Source organism: Streptococcus suis, from assembly GCF_019794555.1.
Taxonomy (GTDB): domain Bacteria; phylum Bacillota; class Bacilli; order Lactobacillales; family Streptococcaceae; genus Streptococcus; species Streptococcus suis_AB.
Genome location: NZ_JAIMEP010000001.1, coordinates 95,468 through 116,906, shown reverse-complemented (window position 1 = coordinate 116,906; position 21,439 = coordinate 95,468). Strand labels below are relative to the sequence as shown.

Genomic DNA, 21,439 nt, shown 5'->3' with positions numbered 1-21,439 from the left:
CTTTTGTATCCTTATCATAAAACTTACTCAATCTTTCTAATAACTTTTGCAGGAGAACCTGCAGCAATACATCTTGCTGGGATATTTTTGGTAACAACTGAATTTGCTCCAATTACCGAACCATGTCCAATTGTAACTCCTGGCATCACGCATACATTTCTTCCAAGCCAAACATTTGTCTCTATTCTTACCTCGCCTTTGCTCCAGATCTCTCTATCTGATGGTGCGATACTAACTTCATCAAGAGAATTTCGACCATGATAGTTATCAGTAATAAACACATTATCCCCAATCAAAACATTATCTTCTACAATGATTTGATTTGCACAAGTTAGGTAACAATTATCACCGAACGACACATTTGAACCAATTTCTAAATTTGGATTTTTTTTGAATATCTGTTTTTTGTATCTATTCCAAGCATGTAATTTTAAATAATTTTTGGCAGAAACATTATCCCCAATAGATATAAATTCGTGCCCTTTTATTTCAAAAAAACGGCCAAAAGAAACGCTTTTACCAACAAATAGCAAATGCTTTTTCTCAATATACCAAGAAAATTTATTGATAGCAATACTTGGACTCAATATTAGTCTGATAAAATGATTTTTCATGTTGTTATTTATAGTCCTAATTTGTTAAAAAAACTGTTTTTCAAATTCACATCACCACTATGTGACCAGGATAGTTTTTGTGGAACCCTTTTTAATAACTTTAAACTAAATTCATTATATTCTTCATTATATAACTTTGGTAATAAAAACATATCTCCTAAAACACTATCCGTTTTTGAAAGTACATCATCATCAATTTTATTTACTTTACATATGATAAACAATGCATCAATAAAGAAATAAATTGGGTAGTTATTATAAATTAAAAAATATTCTTGAAAAAGGTTATTCATTACCGTTACAAAATAACCATTCTTACGTGAAGCGATGAAATAACCAGACCAAGAACATTCCTCGCCTTTATATTTTAGAAAGTAATTGCTTGAAGAAAATGAAAGCGAATTAAATGAACTATTTTCTAATCCTTCAAATAAATCAAATTCATTTATAAACAAAATTGTTGCATCAATCCAAACACCACCATTATTCATCAATAAATTAAACCTTAATATGTCTGAAAAAGTCTGAATAGAAATATTTCCATTATAAAACTCATCAATAATTTTCGAATCAATATTAGTATATTCACGAAAGTTTTGCTCAGAAATCTTGATTAAATTTGCAGATGGATTATATTTTATCACTGACTCCAAACATTTTTTAACAATTTTTGGTGCATTATCAAATCCATCCCACCAAAAAACAAAAATATTCTTACAAATTGGTGCATTAGACAGTTCAGTACTCTTATCTAAATATTTTAAAATCAGGGGATTAATTTGCGTTTCTATGATTGGAAGTTTTTCTTCTAAATCTCTAAAAGCAGATTTTCTCAATTTTCTATAATAAGCCAATTTTCTCGCCTTAACTAATCCATTTTTTTTAGTATCAGATAAAAACTTTGGCAACTCCTGCAAACTATATTTTGCAACTTCTTTCGAGTAAACTAAAACTAAATTAAAGAAAATATAACCATAAAAATCAAAAATTCTTCGTGTTAATAGTTCAAGTTTTTTGGGTTTATTTGTCGTATGTTTTAAAATAAATTTTAGTGTACCATGGTAAAGCTTATCTTTCTTTAATAATGTATATAGTTGTTTAAACGAAGAACTATCACTTTGCTTCAATCTTTGAAAATAATTTTCAATTAAAAAGAAATACAAAGCCATTGATTGATGATCATTTCGTGAAACTTCTAACATTTTTTGATAAGCTAACTTGCTTTTCTCTAAAGTACTAATTAATTCACCCGTTTTCATCATTGAATTCTGATTAGCAACATTATAAAAATACGAATTTGGAGAACTAATTACTTTAACGCTATTACTTGCCTGCAAAGTCAACAACGTGAACATTGAATCTTCACCCAAACTAATCTTTTTACATTTTTCAAACGCAGAAAAAATCTTGTTAATCACAGTCTTCTTATATAACTTATTCCACCGAGATATAAAGAAACGATTTGAAACTAATGCCTCACCCTTTTCATATAAAAACATTTTTCCAAATTTATCTAGAGCTTCTCCAGAATAAATTCGAGACTCTTTAAGATACTTTGGAGTTAATTCCCCAGCCCTGTCAAGATAATAGCCCATTGAAATAATATCAAAATCATCGGTAATTTGCCCAACAAAATTTTCAATAAAATCTTCACCTATTCTATCATCAGGATCTAAGAATGCAACATAGTCACCTGTCGTGTTTTGCAACCCAGTTAATGTTGCATCAACCAAACCCCCATTGGCTTTATCAATAACTTTGAATCTTGAATCAATTTGTGAATAATGTTCTATTATACTTCTACTACTATCAGTAGAACCATCATTTACAACAATAATCTCAATATTTGAATAAGTTTGAGAAATTACTGATGGTAATGAGATATCTAAATAATTTTCTTGATTGTAAACTGGAATAACTATTGAAACTTTTATTTTATTATTCATCTGCCTCTAATTCTTCCCTCAATACCTGAATAAAACCTTTTCCATAGACTGTATCTGGCTCCATATAAGCTCCTTCAGCCCATTCATTCCAAGAGTTTAAAAAAATTATTTTATGCTCATCTTCTTTATTTTTTACGCACTCTAATGAATTACGTACTGCTTTTCGGAACTCAGAAGGGGTGTTTTCATAATATACCACCGCCGTTTTTCCTGATCTCGGAGACCGATCCCGTCCAGGAATTAATTGAGGAAAAATGTTTTCTTGATGGTCTTCTTTTGTATTAAAATATTTAATAATATCTTTATAGCGGTATTTTTCAACAAACATCGAATTTAAATACTTACGAGTAAAGGCATAAAATATTTTTTTAATTTTTCCATTTGCATTTAGTTCTGCATATTTTAATGTATGTGAATTGATTCCATCATAACCCAATTTTAATATTTCTTGATATTTATCGGAAAAACTACTCCCACCATTTGTTAAATTACTTGCACTTAATTTTCCTAGTGGGTCGACTTTCGCCACAAAATAAATGCCTTTTAAACCATTTTCCTTTGCCAATTTTTGCCACAAATCAATAAACTCTTTAGAATTAGGAATACCAATAGGATCCCAAACATAGAACAGTGGTTTTCCATCAACCGTAATATACCTTCTATCCTTAAATGCAGACAAAAGGTGATAAAAATGAGATTCATAATCCGATTTACCAGGATACTTTTGTTCAAATATTATCGTGTCTTCGGAATTACTTTTATCTTTATCCCAAGTTTTTGTCGACCAGGTATGATTTGCCCATCCTAAGCAAAATGGGAAGTCTGGTTTATTTGAATTTAGAACTTCTTCAAACGGCATTTCTAATGTCTGTATCCCATTCCCAAACCAGTAATGCCAGTAACAAAAACCTTCAATCCCCGCTTCTCTTGCAAGTTCAGCCTGTGTTTCTCTCACTTCAGGCAGCCTCAAATCATAAAAACCTAAGTCAGCTGGTATACGAGGTTGATTGTGCTTTCTAAACAACGGTTTTGCTTTTGCAACATTAGTCCATTCTGTAAACCCTTTACCCCAAAATTTATCATTTTCTGGAGTTGGGTGAAACTGAGGTAAATAGAACGCTATAACTCTTGCTTTCATTAATATTTCCTAATTATCTTTCTATAAAAAGTGTTTGGTAGTTGCTCATCTTCTTTAGTAAATTTATATGTTAATTTATGAATAGATGATTGCTTCGCAATTCCTTCCCATATGCATTCATTGAAATCATCAAACAATTTTAATAATAAAGAATGTGGGGTCGAACTTGTTGCCGGAACAACTAGCTTCCATTCTTCAGGATAATACTCAGTTGCAATTTGGAAAAACATATGGAAAATAAAGTAATGAATAACATCGTTATTTTTCAACCAATAGGAGTACAGTAACTCCTTTGTCATACAAAGTAACGGATGATTTGCTTTTGATGTGATGAACCAGTTAGAGATAGCTAAAGAGTTCCCGTCCAAAGCAGGTTTTAGTTTTTGAAATAGAAATAAATCAGAATCAAAAAAGAATTTTGGGAGGTTATCATCAGAAAAATAAACTGTGGCATCAACCCACGTTCCACCATATTTTGTTAATAACTCTAAACGAAGTAAATCTGACATATGAGCACCTGAAATAATGCCATTATCAATTTTTTCTTGAATAAATATTGGAAATATAACATAATCTCTGTAATTTTCACAAGTTATTACTATAATCTCTTTACTATGGATATTTCGTTTAAGGCTTTCAAAACATATCTTTACAATATCTGGAGCATCCTCAATCCCCTGAAACCAGCAAACCCAAATAACATTATCTTTACGATATGAAAACTTTTTCGCATCAATAGAAGTTTTAATTCTAATTGCTTCGCTTTTATATTTTTTTCTTAATCGGTTTATAATCTTATTATCTACAGAATTTCTCACTATCTCTAAAGATTTTTTTGAAGTGCCTTGTGTCAAAATCTGAAATAAAGCAAAAATAAGAACTCTTGATTTTGCATATTGCTTGATAACATTAAATCCATTGACCTTTTTAAAAATATTTAAAAAATTTTTGAAACTATTAATCATTTTTTTCCTTAATATTTACAACTTTAAAGTGTGTCTTTCGACTTTCCACTGGAGGAAGCTGCATGTAATCACCATAAGTATAAGTTAAGTACTCATCATATTTATCTAAACCTACAATTTCAATATTTTCAAATTGATATTTAGTTCCTTTTCCATACCATTCTTTAGGGACAATTTCTTTAGTACGGTATGCTCCCATAATATTTCCAATTAAGTGAGAGCTTTCAATATCTTGCTTAGATAACAACTTATTTATTTTTTCTTTTTCCTTATATGGAGTTGTCAACTTCTCAATTGGAACTCTTTCCAAAACAGCAAGCAATATTTTTTCAGCGAGGCCACGTTTTCTTTTTCTATCAATTGAGTCTTTATAACATAATGACATCATTGCCCTATGATAAAGTACTCTGAAGTAGTAGATTTTCCGGAGAATTGAATTGTTCGGAGTACCATCAATCGGGAAAATATCAATTGATGCGTGAGTATACTTACTACTATTCCCAATCCTTTCCTCGATAACCTGAGTAGTAGTATCCATGATTCTCGTAATATAATATTGATACTCAGGTGTGTTCTTATAATTAACTATTTTGAGTCTATCTGATAATTGACTCGGGCCAACCTCCAAGAATTTTTCATAATCTTTCCGAGGCATACCTAAATCAATATCGTCATCCCAAGGTATAAAACCTTTGTGTCGAATAGCACCGAGCATCGTTCCACCAAGAGCATAGTAAGTTAAGTCATACTTCTTACAAACATCAATGACTTCTTTTACAATCTCTATATCAACCTTATGCAACGAGTTCATTATTAATTTTCTCAACTTTCATTTTCTATTCTTTGGGAAACAGTTTTTCTAATTTCAGTACTACTAGTTCCTTGAGTATAAGGGAAATATATAATTTCTGCATCCTTATCTGAAAAATATTCTTCATATTTGTTAAATCTTTCAGTGCCTTTATAATCACTACCTACAAACAAATAGTTATAATGATATAAATCCCAAGCAGCACTGTCTTCAGGTGTAGAGGTTACAACCTCATCAACATACATATTAGAAGCTACGATCTGTTTTCGTTCTTCAAAAGGGATAAAAGTATTTTTACCTTTGTGAGAAGCATCGGGATGAACACCAACAATCAAATAATCACAATGATTTTTCGCATTCTTTAATAAATTCAAATGTCCTACATGAAATAAATCAAATGTGCCAGATAGATATCCAATACTAATAGCTTTTTTCTTTTCATTCGACACTCGGCTCGATTTTAATTTGTACTCATAGCTATCTAATCCAAATTGATGTGAATCTAAATGATAGCGTCTTAGAACATCACTGTAAGTTGCATCATATTCTGGAATAAAAATTTCATTTTGGGAGAGTACCTGTGACACAATTTCCCCAGCCAACTCAGAAGTCAACGAATAATCATTTTCTCCTCCATTGAATTTTGTTCCTTTGATTGAACCAGGAGATACATTTAATATTCTATTAGCATAGCCTTCTGACTCTAGCTCAATATTAATACTCTCAATAAAGCGATTCAATGCCGATTTCGAAGCAGCGTACGTTGCAAACAACGGAGAAGAAACTAAGCCAGCTATTGAAACCATCATACCTGTATAGAATGAAGAATTTGACTGAATCCTATTATAAAAATACCTGATAATTTCTAAGCCAGCAACTGTATTAACTCGAAAAATATCCCTAATCTCTTGAACGCTTACAGATGAAAATGGAGCCACTCTTCCAAAACCGGCAGTAATCATAAGAAAATTAATTTCATCGTCTTCTGATAACTTAAGAAATGTACTCGGATTAATATTAGTTAAATCTGTGTAAATATATTCTGTGTTTTCTTTTTTGCAAAAATCTTTTAGATTTGGTTTAACTAAATCTAAAACAAAAACAAAATATCCTGATTGAGCTAACTCTTTGACAATAGACAGACCAATACCGTTGCTACCGCCGACTACTACAGCTTTCTTCATGTTCAACTCCTGATTCTAGTATTAATAAAGATACAGACTTCGAATTAATCTTTAAATAAACTCTCATACTCATCAACAATAAAGTCCCAAGAAAACCTTTCGGTTACTTGTTTCTTCGATAACTTATCCATTTCATCAATTCTATCTTGTGACAATCGTTCACTTTCTTCAATGACTTTATGAAGATTCTCTTTTTCCCAATACATTGCGCCATCTTCTCCTACTTCCCTGTTAAAACCGACATTTAAGAGAAGATTTAACTTAGTTGAAGACAAGGCTTCTAGTAATGAAGGATTCGTGCCACCAACTTCATGGCCATGGAAATAGGCAAAAGCATTTTCACGAATGTATTTCAAAAGTTCTTGGTTATAGACTGTACCAACAAACTTAATACGAGTATCCTTATCAAAGCCCGTTTCTTTTTTGAGTTTTTCATAAAAAGCATTCTGCTCAACATTCGTAATCAGAACAAAATCTTTTTGTGAATTTGACTTCATAAACTCTCTAATCATTGATTCGTAGTTGTTCTCAGGAACAAAGCGACCTACAACTAAGTAATAATTATTTTCACTGACTTTCTTCTCGTTAAACCATTCGCGAACTACTCTGTCTTTTGATGTTAAAATTGATTTTTCTAGATCTGTACCATAAGCGATATAAGTAGTTTTAGGATTGAGCTTGCTGTAATCATTTTGAATATATGTTTCAATGTTTTTACTATCACAAACCAATAAGTCTGCATGTTTTACCATCAATGACTCTGAAACTTTCCAATAACGACGAACAGGGGCACTCCACTTCTCCCTTAACCATTCATGTCCATCTGGATTAACAAATAATTGACCTCCTAATTGATGGATTTCTTTACGATATTTTGAAATAAATGGCCCGATACGACAAGCTAGAATATAAAAAATAGGTTCTTTGTCACCATTTGTTTTTGCAATCTCAATTGCTTTTTTTAATGCTGCAATATCATATGCAATTGCTTTAGCTGGACCAATATTTGGAACATCTATGCTGAAACATGTTGCACCATTATATTCAAAAAAATCTTCACTAAAATTAGATTTTTTTGAATTTTCCCTTGTACATGCCACGAAATACTTAATATTCTGATTTTTTTGATTTTCCGTTAATTTTTCTACAAAGGTTTCAAATCCGCCATATTTGGCAGGAATCCCTTTTGATCCAATAATATAAACTGTTTTCATATAGCCAAATTTTCCTAACATGTACAAATAATTAAAAACTACTTACTTCCCTCTTTTTTAAAAACAACGACGATTGTCTTCAACAAAATCTTAATATCTGACCAAATCGACCAATTATCGATATATTCAACATCGAGTTTTACCACCTCATCAAAGTTGGTAATATTGCTACGACCACTTACCTGCCATAAACCTGTAATTCCTGGTTTGAAGCTAAGGCGACGTTTTTGACTTGGTGAATACTTTTCAAATTCATCCACTGTCGGTGGACGAGTACCTACCAAGCTCATATCACCAACTAGTACATTATAAAACTGTGGCAATTCATCTAGACTTGTTTTTCGGATAAATTCACCAATTGGTGTAATCCGTGGGTCATTATCCATTTTAAACATACCACCCTGCATCTGGTTTTGAGATAATAACTCTTTTTTGCGTTCTTCAGCATCAACATACATTGATCGGAACTTATAAAATTTGAAAGTCCGTCCATTCTTACCAACTCGTTTCTGTATGAAGATCGCTGGACCACCATCTCTTCGAATCATTGGGACAAGGACGATAGAAACAATACCACAAATCAGCAATCCAACAATCGCACCAAAGATGTCTAACAGACGCTTGACAAAGATATGACTAGGCTTGTAGTAATTTGAATTAAAGGTAACAATACTGTGATCTCCGACCTGCTTTATCCTTTTATTTTTCAAAGCCTTAAAGTCAAAAGAGTTAATATCAACACTAACATCAATTCCAAGTACCTCAAATTCTGAAACTATATTTTTTATATCGTAATATTCACTCGGTAAGTTGATAAAGACATGGTCGACAACCTCTCTTGTAGCAAACTCAATGGCATCATCATAATGAATAAGTGGAACACTTAAAGTGAGACTGTCCTCTGTTTCACCCATAATCACCATTCCTGCCAAGTAGCGGATTGGTAAATTTTCAGATTCAAAAAGTCCTTGCATCAGATGAAGTCTTTCAGAGGTTGTGATGACTAAAGTATTTTTTTGTTGTTCAGCAGTTACCAAAAAAACATATTTATATTTCTTCACGATATAATTAATACCATAAATAAATATAGAATTTATAATTAAAAAATATACCACACCACGCCTAGAAATAGTAAAACTATCCTCTAACATAAATGAGAAGAAGGTAAGAAGGAGGCCAAAAAAAATGGAATAAACAACCATCTTTTCTATTTCTGAAAAATAACCTCGACTTTCAAAGTCACTTGCCATTCGAGAAACATAGAAAGCGATGAAATGTAGTGCTAATACTAAAAGTATGCTAATACGATTCAAATCCGAATTTGGAAATTGATAGGTTATAAAGATTGCTGCGGCCACACCAAACAGCTCCAAAAATGCCAAGCGTAATCGACGATATCCATTAATATTTATCATTTTAAAATCTCCTAATTTAAGATACTAAATCCCCATCTAATCATTAATGCATTGATCGTTTACCTGACATTCAAAATACGACTTATTTTTTTAATATCATCAATGGATTTTTTTTCAATAATGCTTTTGCTCGATCAATCCCATATTCCTTTTCAATAATATCAAAGGCCTCTTGCATATAAGGCTTTCTTTTAGAAAGATTGTGCATATCACTTGCCACGCAATGAACTAAATCATTTTCCAAGAAATATTGGACTCGCTTCTTAAATGTTTTGGACGAATCACCGATTAAATGCGGTTTTAAAACATGATTGCTATTTACCTGAGTGTAACACCCTTTATCAATCAACTCGGCTACCCTCTCACCTTTAAAAGCCAGAGCATCGTACCTTTCAATGTGAGCGATAACAGGAGTCAGCCCCAAAAGGAGCACCTCATTGACTGCTTCTTGAATTTCCTTCCATGGGGTATTCATACTAAATTCAATCAAGACATTTTGAGTACCATTGATAGTAGGAATTTTTTTCTTTTCTAACTTGCCAATAATATCTTTCGTGTAATACAGTTCTCCTCCATAACAAAGGGTTGTACCCGGAAATACCTGAGACACAGCTTCCTTCAACTCGAGAAAATTTGCCATGATCACTTTTTCTGGTGTCTCAAACATCCCCTTACGACGGTGTGACGTTGCAACGATGATACGTACTCCCTGTTTCCTTGCTTCTCCGATCAATTCTAGACTTTCTTGTAATGTCTTTGGCCCATCATCCACACCAAAGATAATATGGGAATGAATATCAATCATTTTCTATCTCCATTTTATTAGGATTTTTTACCATAATTTCCGTAATTACCATAGTTACCATAGGCACCATATTTTTCAGTTGCGACATCGTACTTGTTTAAGATTACTCCTAGGAACTGACTTTCCGTCTGTTCCAACTGTTCTACAACTTTCTGTACTCCTGAACGTTTCGCACGTCCAGCTTCTGCGACAACTGCCATACCATCACATTTTTGAGCAATAATAGCGGCATCAATGACAAGTCCAAGCGGAGGGCAGTCCACAATGACATAGTCATAGTAACGTCGTAAGGTAGTAATCAGGTTTTCAAAGTTCTTGCTCTGCAATAAAGCTGTCGGGTTTGGTGAAACCTTACCAGATTCAATGACAGTTAGGTTTGGAACATCCGTATCACATAGTCCTTGAGACAAATCTGTCGTACCTGCTAGGTAATCAGTCAAACCAGTAATTTTAGCTGAAGGTTTGAAAAATCCAAACATGACCGAGTTTCGTATATCTGCATCAACCAAAACAGTTTTGTAACCAGAACGAGCATAGGCAATGGCCAAGCTAGCTGATGTGGTACTTTTACCTTCATTTGACTCTACTGAAGTAATCCCGATAACCTTTAAGTCAGTACCACTTAGTTGGATATTGGTCCGAATAGCATTAAAATATTCTTCCGTTTTCTTGACTAATGCCAGTTTCTTCTTTGCTAATTCTAAAGTTGCCATAACTATCTCCTATTTCAATTTGTTTGCCTGAGGTACAATACCAAGTAAGGTCAAGCCTAAGGCTTCCTCGATATCTTGTGGCCGTTTTACCCTATCATCTAATACTTCCAAGATCAATACTAGAGCAGTTGCAAGGAAAAAACCAGCAATGAAACCTAGGGCCATATTACGTTTTGTTTGCGGAGTGGACGGGTCTAATGCTGGAACAGCTTCCTCTAATGTAGTCACATCACTAACTTTTGTAACATCGATAATTTTATTTGCAGCCTCTTCACGGAGTACGTTTGCGATAGTAGCAGCTTGATTTGGATCACTATCTCGTACAGTAATAGACAGGATACGAGTATCAACTGGGATATTAACAGTAATTTTTTCTTTTATATCGTCAGTAATTCCTAAAGTAGTAGTGACGTTTTTCAAAACATCTTGAGATAGGATGATTTCCTTGTAGTCTTTTACGAGGAAACTACCAGCCTGTAAGTCCTGGTTAGTCAAGCCTGCTCCAGCCTCAGTATTCTGGTTTACTACATAAAGTCTCGTTGTTGCATCATATTGAGGCGTTACCAGAAAAGCACTGTAGGCATAGGCTAGGCCTGTTGTTAACAGGGCTGTCAGAAGGATTAAGAATTTTTTTCTCCAAATCGTTCTTAATAAGGCTATAACATCAATTTCAAGCGTATTTGTTTCTTGGTTTTTCATAATTTCTCCAAATAAATTAGTTTTATTTTTTATTTATTGACCGGACATTGTCGCATTTATAGCTGCTTTAGCTTGTTCTAAGCTATCTTGGCTAAGTTCCAACATATACAGTGCATAACCTGGCATGGCATAAGATGGAAGTATGCCTGTACTTCCTGTACCTTCGACAGACTGAGAAGTTACGGAATAATTTCCACCTGACTCCAATTGTTGATTGACCAATTCCATCATGGTTTCCAATTGCATATCTGTTTGAATAGAATCGGATAAGGATTGGATGATATCCTGATAATGAACCAAATTTTCTGGTTGAGTCAGTTTATTAATGAGAGCGGCTATAACTTTTTCTTGGTTCTTCCCACGGTCATTATCTCCGTTAGCTAAAGAATATCTCTCCCGAACGAATCCTAAGGCTTGTTCAGAATCCAAATGCACCTGGCCTACTGGAAAATAATAATTACCATGCAAGCTTGTGAATGCTTGCGTATTCTCCACATCCACTCCTCCTACGACATCAATCAGTCTGAGGAAAGAAGTAAAGTTTAATCGAGCATAGTAATGAATATCAATACCATACAGTTGTTCGAGGGTCGCTTCAGATGTCGCCACACCATAAACCCCTGCATGAGTGAGTTTGTCTTTTTGATTTTGACCTGCACCTGGAATCGTCACATAAGCATCACGAGGCGTAGTTGTTAACAGGATTTTTTTCGCATCACGATTGATGGTCATAATGATGTTAACATCAGATCGAGATACGGATGTAATTGGTCCGTAGGTATCAATACCACTGATATAAATATTGATGGCCTGGCCTTTTTCTTGAACTGGATTTCCTTGAACCTCATTTTTAATTTCATTGGTAGTTGAGTAAAGGACCTTAATCTTTGAATCGATTTCCGGATCTTCAGATCGGAGCATTTCTAGGAATACATTATTCAAGACCATGGCATCTCCCTCTCCATCTATCAAAGCTTGATAAGCATCTAGATAAGATGCCTTAGAAGTAGGAGTTAATTCTACATTTTTTTCAGCTTTTAATTTTGTCAGTAATTTGGTGATATTATCACCATCTGTTTCTGTAGGAGCCAGTAGATTTGTTACCTGACTAACATCGGCGATACTACTTTCTGCAGGCACTACAATCTGCATTTCGTAGCTTGAATAGCTGGCATTCTTATTGACAGCCGAGCCAAGTTGAACCAAATTCTGTGTACCCCAGATTCCGACCCCAGTTAAGGTAATACCGATGAGAAATAGGATGCTAGTTAGTACTTTTGCTTTCTTTTTAATAAGTAGAAATAGTCCAAGTAATCCTAACATTACCATCGCAACAACCAAGATATGGTTGATATTCCTAAAGTTTAGAATTTGATAGCGATAGATTGTGAAGGTTAGGTAGCTAACAAGCACGCTATAAACAGCAAAAAGACCCCAATTTAATATCCTTAAAAATGGGTTCCTCTTCTGACGCCTTATTCTACTCGATTTCATAAAAACTCCTATAATCTTTAGTCATTTATTATACGTACACATTAATAGCTTATCTTATTATTTATACACTATTTCTCACAAATATTCAAGTGAATTATCTATTATTCACAAAATGAATATGTTTACATTTTACCTGTCTTTTACACTAAGTAAAAGCTAATACAATAGTTTGTTCATTCTATCACAATTTTAGGATTCTGTATAGCTATAAAAATGAGGAGCTAACTGAATCTTCTAAGCATTCAGCCACCTCCTCATATATTAGTCTACAGATTTCAAAGCTTCTAACATATCAATTTTTTTCAATTGATGATTCACATACCAACCTAGAAAGGCTAAGATGCCAACAATTGCAATTATAGGTATAAAATAGACTTCTATTCCAACCGATGGATTGAAACGAATGCTGTCAGAACCAATCATATAAAGCAAGATTCGATGGAGATAGAAACCTCCAATCAGCCCAGTAACTATTCCGATGATTGATAAAGCAATTGTCTCTCGGTAAATGTATAGAGTAACTTCCTTATGGTGGAAACCTAGCACTCGTATCGTGGATAATTCTCGGATACGCTCTGACATATTGATGATGGTCAGATTATAGAGAATGACGAGTCCTAGTAATATTGAAAGAACCACTAAAATAGTCATAATACTCTGCAAAGAGGCTGCCATTGTTGTCAACATGGCCATAAGTGAAGTATTTTGTACCAGACTTTTCACAGCTGGCATTTCTAAGAGTTGACTGGCTACTTCTTTTACATGTTCCGAAGTATCTTTTTTCAACTCCACTAAGTAAGCATTGGCCAATTTTCGGTCACCTGTTACTTGTTGATAATAACCATCGGTCATAAACATAAAGTGCCCAGCATACATATCTGCAATGCCATCAACTCTAACTTCGACTTCTTTTTCATTAAGTGTCAGTTTCAGCTTATCACCAGCGGTGACACCATATAATTCTGCTAATTTCTCAGTCAGGATAATTCCACGTCCAGTTAGGCTAAGTGTCTTTCCATTCTTCGTTTCTAAGTGGACGAGATTTCCTAAATCTTTCCTATCAGTGATATAAAGACTGATGGATGCTGTTTTTTCTTGGGCATTTGAAGTGATTTTTTCTGTTAATTGTTCAAATGCCACAGGCAAGGATTGACGAACTTGGTCAGATTGTAGAAAATCAGAAAGCCCATTCAGTTCATCCTCAGAAGTTTTGCTATTTTCCACCACCAACAGATCATAATGAATCAGGTCACCAAACTGCCGATCCACGACACCAGATATTGAGGAACGGATACCTAAACCTCCGAATAGGAGAGCAACTGTTCCTGCTACGCCAAAGATTGTCATCAGCATCCGTAGTTTATAACGGAAGATATTCCGTGCGGTCACTTTTTGTGTAAAGCTAAGGCGAGACCAGATAAAACGCCATTTTTCTAGAAGGATTTTTGAGCCTGATACTGGTGGTTTAGGTAAAAGAAGTCTAGAAGGTTTTTCAAACAATTCTTTTTGTGCAACCAAGTAGGCAGGAAGTACTGCCGATATCAGTGTTAGTCCAATTGCTACGAGAGTCCAAATCGGGTAGAAATACAGTTTTGAATCTCCGATGACACTCGTACTTGTAATAATGGATGAGATTAAGGGAGATAAAACAATATTTCCAAGGAGTATACCGATTACAGCACCAGCCAAACCAGCTCCTAATCCATATAAAACAAATTTAGCCATGATTTGTCGGTTAGTATATCCCAATGCTTTAAATAGTCCTGATTGGGTCCGTTCTTCATCTACAAATCGTGCCATTGTGGTAAAAGTTACCAAGGCGGCAACTATGTACAGGACAACTGGGAATACATTCCCAACAGCTGCTATAGATCTTGTGGCATTTTGATAGGTTACATAGCCATCACTTCCAGGTAAAGTTGATCGGGTATAAATTTGATAACTTGATTTTTCTAAATTACTTAATTCGGACTTAGCTTCCGCTATGTCATTTTGTGCCTCACTTATCTCTTTGTCAGCTTGTGCTTTTTGAGTAGAGAATTCTTCACTAGCTTTACTTAATTCCTCATCAGCTTGATTGAGTCGTAATTCTTCTTGATCCAAAGTTAGGCTTGAGGACTGAAGTTGTTGAACCCCCCACTCATAATCAGCTACTCCTTTTTGATAGGCAGCATAGCCATTCTCAAATTCTTTTAACCCTGCATTGTACTGTGCCAGTCCTGCTTGGTATTCAGCATTCCATTTATTATACTGATCTAAACCCGTTTGGTACTCTGTCTGCTTTGTTTGAAGCAAATTATAGCCTGAAAGATAATCCGTATGAGCTTGTTCGTATGAAGCTTCCAATTGGTCTAAACGTATTTTTTCTGCATCTATAGCCTCTTGTCTAGCCAATAGCTCAGGATAGTCTGATAAATTCTCTCCTTCTTTGATTTGACTTGTAATAAGGGCATTTAGTTCATTTTGAGCTTGGTTCCATGCACTTCGGCCTGATGTAATCGTTGCACCGAGCTGATTTAATTGCTGATTTTGATTTTCAAGTTCTGCCTTTGCTGTTTGTAATAAATTAGCAGATTGATTAAGCTCATTCGCACTCGCATCCAAGAAAGCCTTGGTTTGGTCAAGCTTTTGTTTGGAGTCATCCAGTTGTTGCATACTTGTTTCCAAACGTGCTTTGGTTTCGAGCAAAGTAGCATGAGCAGTTTGCAATTCTTGCTCAGATTGGATTATTTTAGCCCTTCCTCTGGCAAATTCTTCCCGTCCAGTTGCTAGCTGAGCGTTTCCATCTTGGATTTCTTTCTCAGCATCTGCTAATTCCTGTTGGGCTTTGGTAATTTCCGCTTCTCCTTTGGAGATTTCTTCTTGTCCATCAGCTTGAATACTGGCTATACGTTGTTCATCATTATCAGCCACAAGTGTCTCTAAATCTTCCTTGTGTTTTTCCAATTTCGAAGAATATTTATCACTGGAATATGAAATTTTTGCCAAGTCATCATAGGAAAGACGGGCAATCATGTAGACATCTGATGAAAATACAGAGGAAGGTACTATTGCATAGCCTGTCAGCTGTCCTGTACCACTACTAGCCATTCCCATGGTGACATTGTCCCAAATTTCAGAAGAAGCTACGAAACCAACAACCGTAAATGCAGATTCTTTGAGAACTGTACCATTTTTATCAGGCTCTACAATATTAAATGTGTCTCCAATTTGATAACTAGACTTCAGTGATGGTGACAAAGCTATTTGATTTTCTGTAGTTGGAAATTCTCCCTCAACCAACTTGTATAGAGATATTTCTTCCGGTTGTGAGAAGATTCGCACAGCTTGTTGGTTGTCTCTAAGGACAACATCTTTGAAATAGCCTGGTTCAACTGTCGCTCCCTCTATTGTCTGCAGTTCCTTCATATCATCTTGAGTAATCCCCAGTTCAGACATGACAGCTAAATCCATGGTTCGGTTGGCTTCAATATATGACTGTGCTGTCCGATCCATATTTGGAGCTGTTACTTTTAATCCAGTCAATGCCAGCGAACCTAACATCATCAAGCTAAAAATAGATAAAAATCGTCCTTTGGAAGACAACAAGGATCGTCGGATGTCTTTCCAATAGATGGTCTTTTTCATAGTTTCTCCTAATACTCTAGACTGCTAATGTCCTGTGGTCTCGGGTTTGTTTCAACTGAATGGATCCGTGCATCACGCATACGAATCACTCGATCTGCAATTGGAGCGAGTGCCGCATTGTGCGTTACAATAATGACTGTCGCGCCTTCTTTTCGAGACATATCTTGAAGGATTTGCAAGACCTGTTTTCCTGTTTGATAATCCAGGGCCCCTGTTGGCTCATCACAAAGAAGTAATTTTGGTTTTTTTGCAACTGCACGCGCAATGGCCACTCGTTGCTGCTCCCCTCCAGACAATTGAGCGGGGAAATTGTCCTTCCTATGTCCTAAACCAACTCGTTCCAATACCTCTTCGGCATCAAGAGCATCTTTCACAATCTCTGCTGCCAATTCTACATTTTCTTTGGCAGTTAAATTGGCTACGAGGTTATAGAATTGAAAAACAAATCCAACGTCATCTCTTCGATAATTGGTCAATTCATGGCTTGATAATTTGGCAATATCAACCCCATCAATCAATACTTCACCCTCATCAGCTTGATCCATTCCACCCAGAATATTCAGCAAGGTTGATTTACCAGCACCTGAGGAACCTAAAATAATTACTAATTCTCCCTTTTCTATATCAAAGGTCACATCTTTATTTGCCATAATCAGCGCTTCACCCATAGGGTAAAATTTGCCTTCGTTTTTCACTTGAATATAGGTCATATGACACCTCTTTTCTACCTATAATTATAGCACAAAAATGACAACCCTTCTATTTTCAAGGGTTGTGACTTTGGTAACGATTATAAGATAGAACAACCAACCCAGTCTCGTAAGTCCGTGAAGGAGTTACCTGGGTTGAGGGAATGACGTTGAGGGGTGAGAATTTGCTTATACATTGTCTTATATAATATTGATAGGAACAATTTAACTGTCATATCACCTATTTATTCTCGACAAAGAGTGATTATCTAACATTACTATAAAAAGAGCCACTCGGCTCTTTTCCTTTATGATCCCGAACAATCTACCCTAATCTCGTATTTCCGTGAAGGAGGAGTTTGGGTTTTACTTGGTCGTAGTGAAATTGGTCATAGGCACGCCATGCTCGCCTGGTCGTTTCGCTTAATTGAACGTCCCCCAATCCGATCAGAAAACTTGCATTTTGATAAAATTTTTCCAATCGAATAGTGAGCCGATTGATATCTTTTGACTCATTCAACACCTGCAAAATTTCTTGTAAATGCATTTCCAATCGAAGCTCATCCATGGTCCCTCTCTTGTCAAGTTGGAAAGCTTTTAAAACGTCTTCAATCAAGCGATTAGCACGAGCTTGAAATAATACTGTATTCATCTCAATATCCTTATTTCATAAAATCGTCATCATTATAACAAGTAGCTATCTTTTTGTCAAAAAAAAAATGAAGCCACTACTTAATCAGTGTCAGTGCAGAACTGCTTAAGAAGCGGCTTTTTCATATCTGGCAAAACAAAGGCTACAAGGAAATGAGCCTGAGTGCCTTGAGCAAGCACATTTAGTGTAGCACATTGAGATTATTTTGTCATGTCAAACAGTTGTTCCGTTAGTTGGTATGGTCACAAAACAAGAGTTATTCTTGGTTTGAACATTTACCCCAATCTCTTCACCACTTCAATGACAGATTCATAATCTGGGTGCGTATTGACATTGTCCACGTACTCAACATATAGAATGGTATTGTCACTATCTAGGACAAATACAGCTCTTGCAAGCAAATGCCATTCTTCCATCAACACCCCATAGGCTTTTCCAAATGCATGGTCATAATAATCCGATAAGGTCACAGCATTTTCTAGGCCCGCTGCCCCACACCAACGTTTTTGAGCAAATGGTAGATCCACTGAAACAGTGATGACAGCTGTATCTTCATTGAGTGCCAATTCTTGGTTGAACCGGCGAGTTTGTGTATCACAGACACCTGTGTCCAACGATGGAACGACACTAATCACCTTTATTTTCTGACCGAAGTCTGAAAGATGTTTTGCCTGTAAATCATTGTCCATCAGCACAAAATCAGGCGCTTTATCCCCTACGGTCAAACGGGGGCCAATCAAGGTTACAGTTTGTCCAATAAATGTTGTCATATGCTTTCTCCCTTCCTTTTATTATCATTGTAAGCGTTTAAAGAGTTTTTAGCCACTAATTTGTTTGGGAATATTATAAGCATAGAAAGAACTGAGGATTCGAAACGGAAATTAAATCCCTATAAAACCTATCCTAAAGCAAACACCCCACAGACGAGAAATCATCTACGGGGTATTTTCATATGTACAACATCATTAGCGTTAATCCATTAGAGGCTATCAATTCGGGTGTTTTTCAATCGCAGAGCATTCAAGACGACTGACACTGAGCTGAGAGCCATGGCTGCTCCTGCCAACATGGGGTTGAGCAAGGGACCACCAAATAGGTGAAGGACACCCATTGCAACAGGAATTCCTATGACGTTATAGGCAAAAGCCCAGAATAGGTTTTCCTTGATATTTCGAATCGTTAATTGACTGAGTCGAACAGCCTTTGGAACATCCATGAGATCACTGTGCATCAATACAAGATCCGCAGACTCGATGGCTACATCTGTTCCTGAACCAATTGCTATTCCAACCTCAGCTTGGGCCAGGGCAGGGGCATCATTGATTCCGTCACCAACCATGGCAACTTGTTTTCCTGATTCTTGGATGCGTTTGACCTGTTCTGCCTTATCCTCTGGCAAAACTTGACTAATCACTCTATCGATACCAACTTGCTCCGCAATGGCTTGAGCTGTTTTGGCATTGTCCCCTGTCAGCATAACAACTTCCAATCCCATTTGGTGCAAAGCCTGGATAGCGGCCTGACTAGAGGGTTTTACTTGGTCCGCAATGGCAATCACGGCAACTAGTTCCCCATCTGCTGCCAAATAAACAGGCGTTTTAGCTTCGGAGGCGAATTTTTCCGCGACAGCTACTGCTTGGTCAATCTCAATAGCAGATTCTGTCATTAATTTGGCATTCCCGAGTAAAATGTGTTGCTCTGCTATTGTCACAGATAAGCCTCGTCCTGAAAGTGCCTGAAAATCTTGGCTGGCAAGTAAGGAAATTGATTCCTCTTCTGCTGAACGTAAGAGGGCTTGAGCCAATGGATGCTCGGAGTATTGCTCACTGCTTGCTGCTAGTTGAAGGGCTTGTTCATTTGTGAAATTTCCGAAAACCTGAATGTCTGTTACGACGGGTTTCCCTTCAGTAATGGTTCCTGTCTTATCAAAGACGATGGTATCAATTTTTTCAAGGACTTCAATCGCTTGACCAGATTTGAAGAGAACACCATTTTCTGCTCCTTTACCAGTTCCAACCATGATAGCGGTCGGTGTGGCAAGGCCCAAGGCACACGGGCAGGCAATGACAAGAACGGAGATAGTAATGGAAAGGGAGAACATCCAGGGCTCTTGTCCCAAGAAGTACCAAGCAAGGCCAGAAAGGACGGCTAATCCCATTACAATTGGAACAAAGACTGCTGAGACGCGGTCAGCCATCTGTGCAATCGGTGCTTTTGAACCTTGTGCCTCTTCTACTAAGCGAATAATTTGAGATAGGGTTGTATCTGCACCGACTTTTGTGGCTTGCATCTGAAATGCACCATGTTGATTGAGAGTCGCACCAACGACTGTATCCCCGATGGTTTTTTTAACAGGTAAACTTTCCCCTGTCAGCATGGATTCATCAACAGTCGATTGGCCTTCTACTATTTTCCCATCAACTGGAATCTGTTCACCAGGGCGGACTTGCAGTACATCTCCTACTCTGACTTGTTCCAAAGGAATGGTCACTTCTTGTCCAGCACGGAGGACATGCGCAGTTTTAGGGGCGAGGTTCATCAGTTTACTGATAGCTTCTGAAGTACGCCCTTTTGATAAAGCCTCCATGTATTTTCCAAGAGTGATAAGAGTTAAAATAACAGCTGCCGATTCAAAATAGAGCTCAGGATGTCCATGTTGGGTGGCTACTTGGTTGGTAGCAATCATCATTGTCATAATAATCCCTTGAACCAGGGCTGCACTTGTCCCAACGGCTATCAAACTATCCATATTGGGATGTCCTGCTAGGAGTGTTCTAAAGCCTTTTTGATAAAATGCACGACCAACATATAGGACTGGTAATACAAGAATGAGCTGAACTAGGGCAAAAACTAGTGGCTGGTGTAAGATCGCTGGCAATGGCAATCCCCCACCAGGTAGCATAGGTCCCATTGCAATGTACAGCAATGGAAGTGTGAAAATGGTTGACCAGATAAATCTGCGCCACAAATCATTTTTGTGTTGTTCTTTTCCGCTCGGTTGAGCTTCTGACTCTTGTGTTTTTGGCAGTACCGCTTTATAACCTGCTTTTTCAACAGCTATCTCGATATCTGATAAGTTCAGGTGGGCTGGATCATACTGAATGGTTGCTTTTTCCGTTGCTAGATTCACACTGGCGTTTTGTATTCCATCTAGCTTATTCAAGGCTTTCTCGACTGTCAGAGCACAGGTTGCACAAGTCATCCCTTCAATAGCAAGCGTTTGGCTCTGGTAAGGATTTTCCAATTCATATCCAGCTTTTTCTACAGCCATCTGCAAGTCTTTCAGTCCAACTTCCTGCTCATCATATTCAACAGTTACTTTTTCAGTCGCAAGATTGACTGTAGCCTTTGAAACTCCTGCTACTTTTCCAACAGCCTTTTCAACAGTTAATGCACAGGTTGCGCAAGTCATCCCATTGACATTATAAATGGATGTTTTCATAATACTGCTCTCCTTTTGACTACGTTTGTAA

General features: G+C 36.3%; 17 protein-coding genes. All 17 read right to left on the bottom strand.

Going from position 1 to position 21,439, the window contains the following annotated elements; all coding sequences use genetic code 11:
• Window positions 1–23 precede the first annotated feature (23 nt).
• Window positions 24–614 (bottom strand): acyltransferase, encoded by a 591-nt coding sequence (locus K6V48_RS00615; protein ID WP_222367229.1) that lies wholly within the window; start codon window positions 612–614, stop codon window positions 24–26.
• An 8-nt stretch (window positions 615–622) separates the two neighbouring features.
• Window positions 623–2,560, bottom strand: coding sequence for a capsular polysaccharide synthesis protein (locus K6V48_RS00610; protein ID WP_222367227.1), 1,938 nt, complete (start codon window positions 2,558–2,560; stop codon window positions 623–625).
• A complete protein-coding gene (locus K6V48_RS00605) occupies window positions 2,553–3,698 on the bottom strand; it encodes a glycosyltransferase WbsX family protein (RefSeq protein ID WP_222367225.1) in 1,146 nt (381 codons plus the stop codon). The genes K6V48_RS00610 and K6V48_RS00605 overlap by 8 nt, the downstream gene beginning before the upstream one ends.
• Window positions 3,698–4,663 (bottom strand): capsular polysaccharide synthesis protein, encoded by a 966-nt coding sequence (locus K6V48_RS00600; protein ID WP_222367223.1) that lies wholly within the window; start codon window positions 4,661–4,663, stop codon window positions 3,698–3,700. Before K6V48_RS00600 ends, K6V48_RS00605 begins: the two co-directional genes overlap by 1 nt.
• Window positions 4,656–5,489, bottom strand: coding sequence for a LicD family protein (locus tag K6V48_RS00595; protein WP_261311007.1), 834 nt, complete (start codon window positions 5,487–5,489; stop codon window positions 4,656–4,658). Before K6V48_RS00595 ends, K6V48_RS00600 begins: the two co-directional genes overlap by 8 nt.
• Complete coding sequence (locus K6V48_RS00590; RefSeq protein WP_222367221.1) at window positions 5,486–6,658, bottom strand: SDR family NAD(P)-dependent oxidoreductase; 1,173 nt, start codon at window positions 6,656–6,658, stop codon at window positions 5,486–5,488. Before K6V48_RS00590 ends, K6V48_RS00595 begins: the two co-directional genes overlap by 4 nt.
• A gap of 44 nt (window positions 6,659–6,702) precedes the next feature.
• Window positions 6,703–7,872 carry a beta 1-4 rhamnosyltransferase Cps2T gene (gene cps2T / locus K6V48_RS00585; RefSeq protein WP_222367218.1) on the bottom strand — a complete coding sequence of 390 codons (1,170 nt, stop codon included), beginning with the start codon at window positions 7,870–7,872 and terminating at the stop codon, window positions 6,703–6,705.
• Window positions 7,873–7,910: 38 nt separating this feature from the next.
• Window positions 7,911–9,287, bottom strand: coding sequence for a sugar transferase (locus K6V48_RS00580; RefSeq protein ID WP_222367216.1), 1,377 nt, complete (start codon window positions 9,285–9,287; stop codon window positions 7,911–7,913).
• 82 nt (window positions 9,288–9,369) lie between these two features.
• Window positions 9,370–10,092 carry a capsular polysaccharide biosynthesis protein Cps4B gene (gene cps4B, locus K6V48_RS00575; protein WP_222367215.1) on the bottom strand — a complete coding sequence of 241 codons (723 nt, stop codon included), beginning with the start codon at window positions 10,090–10,092 and terminating at the stop codon, window positions 9,370–9,372.
• Window positions 10,093–10,109: 17 nt separating this feature from the next.
• Window positions 10,110–10,805, bottom strand: coding sequence for a tyrosine-protein kinase (locus K6V48_RS00570; RefSeq protein WP_222367212.1), 696 nt, complete (start codon window positions 10,803–10,805; stop codon window positions 10,110–10,112).
• A 9-nt stretch (window positions 10,806–10,814) separates the two neighbouring features.
• Window positions 10,815–11,504, bottom strand: coding sequence for a YveK family protein (locus K6V48_RS00565; protein WP_222367210.1), 690 nt, complete (start codon window positions 11,502–11,504; stop codon window positions 10,815–10,817).
• A 33-nt stretch (window positions 11,505–11,537) separates the two neighbouring features.
• A complete protein-coding gene (gene cpsA / locus K6V48_RS00560; RefSeq protein ID WP_222367208.1) occupies window positions 11,538–12,998 on the bottom strand; it encodes an LCP family glycopolymer transferase CpsA in 1,461 nt (486 codons plus the stop codon).
• Window positions 12,999–13,259: 261 nt separating this feature from the next.
• Entirely contained in the window at window positions 13,260–16,625 is a 3,366-nt protein-coding gene (locus K6V48_RS00555) for an FtsX-like permease family protein (protein WP_222367203.1), read from the bottom strand.
• An 8-nt stretch (window positions 16,626–16,633) separates the two neighbouring features.
• On the bottom strand, window positions 16,634–17,335 hold the full coding sequence (locus tag K6V48_RS00550; protein WP_172018069.1) for an ABC transporter ATP-binding protein: 702 nt from the start codon (window positions 17,333–17,335) through the stop codon (window positions 16,634–16,636).
• A 304-nt stretch (window positions 17,336–17,639) separates the two neighbouring features.
• Window positions 17,640–17,966 (bottom strand): helicase BlpT, encoded by a 327-nt coding sequence (locus K6V48_RS00545; protein ID WP_222367201.1) that lies wholly within the window; start codon window positions 17,964–17,966, stop codon window positions 17,640–17,642.
• A 275-nt stretch (window positions 17,967–18,241) separates the two neighbouring features.
• Complete coding sequence (gene tpx / locus K6V48_RS00540; protein ID WP_222367199.1) at window positions 18,242–18,736, bottom strand: thiol peroxidase; 495 nt, start codon at window positions 18,734–18,736, stop codon at window positions 18,242–18,244.
• Window positions 18,737–18,945: 209 nt separating this feature from the next.
• Window positions 18,946–21,408 carry a heavy metal translocating P-type ATPase gene (locus K6V48_RS00535; RefSeq protein WP_222367196.1) on the bottom strand — a complete coding sequence of 821 codons (2,463 nt, stop codon included), beginning with the start codon at window positions 21,406–21,408 and terminating at the stop codon, window positions 18,946–18,948.
• Between the last annotated feature and the right edge of the window lie 31 nt (window positions 21,409–21,439).

What these genes read in the sequence shown, in the direction of transcription:
- tpx (WP_222367199.1), bottom strand. Translation starts at nt 18,736, where the DNA reads ATGACAACATTTATTGGACAAACTGTAACCTTGATTGGCCCCCGTTTG.
- K6V48_RS00550 (WP_172018069.1), bottom strand. Translation starts at nt 17,335, where the DNA reads ATGACCTATATTCAAGTGAAAAACGAAGGCAAATTTTACCCTATGGGT.
- cpsA (WP_222367208.1), bottom strand. Translation starts at nt 12,998, where the DNA reads ATGAAATCGAGTAGAATAAGGCGTCAGAAGAGGAACCCATTTTTAAGG.
- K6V48_RS00590 (WP_222367221.1), bottom strand. Translation starts at nt 6,658, where the DNA reads ATGAAGAAAGCTGTAGTAGTCGGCGGTAGCAACGGTATTGGTCTGTCT.
- K6V48_RS00610 (WP_222367227.1), bottom strand. Translation starts at nt 2,560, where the DNA reads ATGAATAATAAAATAAAAGTTTCAATAGTTATTCCAGTTTACAATCAA.
- cps2T (WP_222367218.1), bottom strand. Translation starts at nt 7,872, where the DNA reads ATGAAAACAGTTTATATTATTGGATCAAAAGGGATTCCTGCCAAATAT.
- K6V48_RS00580 (WP_222367216.1), bottom strand. Translation starts at nt 9,287, where the DNA reads ATGATAAATATTAATGGATATCGTCGATTACGCTTGGCATTTTTGGAG.
- K6V48_RS00535 (WP_222367196.1), bottom strand. Translation starts at nt 21,408, where the DNA reads ATGAAAACATCCATTTATAATGTCAATGGGATGACTTGCGCAACCTGT.
- K6V48_RS00605 (WP_222367225.1), bottom strand. Translation starts at nt 3,698, where the DNA reads ATGAAAGCAAGAGTTATAGCGTTCTATTTACCTCAGTTTCACCCAACT.
- K6V48_RS00600 (WP_222367223.1), bottom strand. Translation starts at nt 4,663, where the DNA reads ATGATTAATAGTTTCAAAAATTTTTTAAATATTTTTAAAAAGGTCAAT.
- K6V48_RS00565 (WP_222367210.1), bottom strand. Translation starts at nt 11,504, where the DNA reads ATGAAAAACCAAGAAACAAATACGCTTGAAATTGATGTTATAGCCTTA.
- K6V48_RS00570 (WP_222367212.1), bottom strand. Translation starts at nt 10,805, where the DNA reads ATGGCAACTTTAGAATTAGCAAAGAAGAAACTGGCATTAGTCAAGAAA.
- K6V48_RS00555 (WP_222367203.1), bottom strand. Translation starts at nt 16,625, where the DNA reads ATGAAAAAGACCATCTATTGGAAAGACATCCGACGATCCTTGTTGTCT.
- cps4B (WP_222367215.1), bottom strand. Translation starts at nt 10,092, where the DNA reads ATGATTGATATTCATTCCCATATTATCTTTGGTGTGGATGATGGGCCA.
- K6V48_RS00545 (WP_222367201.1), bottom strand. Translation starts at nt 17,966, where the DNA reads ATGAATACAGTATTATTTCAAGCTCGTGCTAATCGCTTGATTGAAGAC.
- K6V48_RS00615 (WP_222367229.1), bottom strand. Translation starts at nt 614, where the DNA reads ATGAAAAATCATTTTATCAGACTAATATTGAGTCCAAGTATTGCTATC.